At 49.2% G+C, this 2,052-nt stretch carries 2 protein-coding genes; both read left to right on the plus strand.

Annotated features, from left to right (window positions below):
* Positions 1-1,548: MraY family glycosyltransferase (locus ABYV26_RS24775; RefSeq protein ID WP_372684021.1), on the plus strand; the 1,548-nt coding region annotated here is incomplete at its 5' end.
* Positions 1,549-1,653: 105 nt separating this feature from the next.
* A partial coding sequence (locus ABYV26_RS24780; protein WP_372684022.1) for a polysaccharide biosynthesis/export family protein occupies positions 1,654-2,052 on the plus strand: 399 nt, incomplete at its 3' end.

Below are 2,052 nucleotides of genomic sequence, written 5' to 3' on the forward strand. Positions count from 1 at the left end.
CCAGGTGAGCGCAAAGTGCATGAACATGTAATGCCCAGGTGTGGGGGCATGGCCATGGCCATCGGTGCAAGCGTGCCGATTCTGCTGTGGTTGCCCAAGACCTATTTTGTCAAGGGGTTCCTGGTTGGTGGACTGATCCTTATGTTTTTCGGTTTGGCCGATGACATTAAAGACCTCAAGCCAAATACTAAATTATTGGGTCAGACGATGGGTGCCCTCATCGTCACGCTTGTCGGTGGTATCAAGATCAGTGATTTAGGCAGTCTCTGGTTCTCCGGCGCCGTTCTTCCGGATTGGGCCTCGATACCCCTGACCGTGTTTGTGATTGTCGGCGTTACCAATGCAACTAATCTTTCCGATGGCCTCGACGGATTGGCCGGAGGTATTGCGCTGCTGATATTCCTGTGTATCGGATATTTAGGCGTAATGCAGGAGGACTGGGCAACGGTAATGATTGCCATTGCGGTCGGCGGGAGCGTGCTCGGCTTTTTGAGGTTCAACAGTTATCCCGCGCAGCTGTTTATGGGAGACGCGGGTAGCCAACTGCTTGGTTTCGCTGGAATTGTGCTTTCCATCAAATTGGCCCAGCAGTCTCCCACCATCAGTGTAATTACGCCGCTGATCATCTTTGGCATTCCCATATTGGATACGCTCACCGTGATGACCCGGCGCATGGCAAAGGGGCGGTCACCCTTTGCTGCGGACAGAAACCATTTCCACCATCAATTGATGGGGATCGGCCTCTACCACACCGAGGCGGTACTGACCATCTATCTGGCCCAGTCCCTGCTCACTTTAATTGCTATTGTCTACCATGGATCAAATGATTGGATGTTGCTTGCCGCCTATCTCTGCTTTGCCGGTGCCGTGGTGGGCGCGTTTCGTTTATCCCAAAAAACCGAATATCGCATTAACCGCGATCGATTTTTAAACACGACCAAGATCAGGTTAAAGCCGCTGAAGGATCGTGGGCAGATCATTAAGTTTTCCTTTGGGATCGTAAAGATCGGAGTGCCGGCGCTGTTGATATTCAATGCGCTCTTTCATCCACTCGACAGCCGCATCTATTATGTCCTTTCTGTCAGCTTTATTCTGGTATTGCTCCTGGCGTGGTTTCTAAACAAAGCGCTGCTCAATAGATTCGCCAAAATAGCGCTATACCTATTCACGCCATTTATGGTCTACAATTGTGATCTGGGTCTCTATTCAAATCTCAACCCTTTGCTCATCGGTCTTTATAACGCTTTGTACTTGCTGCTTCTGGTATCTGTTTTCCTGACGATGAAGCTGACGCGCAGGTCAAAGGGGTTTAAGAGTTCGACGCTTGATTTTTTGGTCATTTTTGTCATTTTGTTGATCCCCAATCTCCCTAACGTATCGATGCAAGGTCATCTCTTGGGTCTCGTTGCAGTAAAAACAGTTATACTATATTATAGTTATGAAGTTTTGATCGGTGAGCTGCGCAGGAAATCATTAAATTTTATGATTTCGGCGGCAGTTTTTACCCTGACCACCAAGGTGGCCCTGTCTGTTCTCTACATCGCTTAAGGGTTTTTGGGAAATTGATGGATCATCGTGTGGGACAATAATTGCTCAACCCATCATACGATGGTATACATGGTTCAAACATAAGCGCAGCTCAGAGGGGGAGTCATGCTGAAAAGACATAAACGGTTTTGTTTCGTTATTTTGGTCGCACTGGCTATTGGCTCGGTGGTTCATGCCCAGCCTTACTATATCGGCCCTGGGGATGTGCTGGAAATTTCGGTCTGGCGGGACGATACCCTCAGCCGTGAATTGATCGTTCCCCCGGACGGCATCCTCTCTTTTCCCCTGGTCGGCGATGTAAACGTGGCCAGCATGTCCGTTCCCGAGATTCGAGTAGCGATCAAGAAGAAGCTCTCAGAATACGTCCCGGATGCATCGGTGGCGGTCATATTAAAGCAAATTAACAGTCTCAACGCCTTTGTGATCGGCCAGGTGAAAAATCCCGGTACCTTTGCCATAACGATGGAAACGCGCGTCATGCATTTGCTTTCGATGGCCCAGGGA

This window comes from Desulfosarcina sp. (genome assembly GCF_041551955.1).
In the GTDB taxonomy this organism is placed as follows: Bacteria; Desulfobacterota; Desulfobacteria; order Desulfobacterales; family Desulfosarcinaceae; genus Desulfosarcina.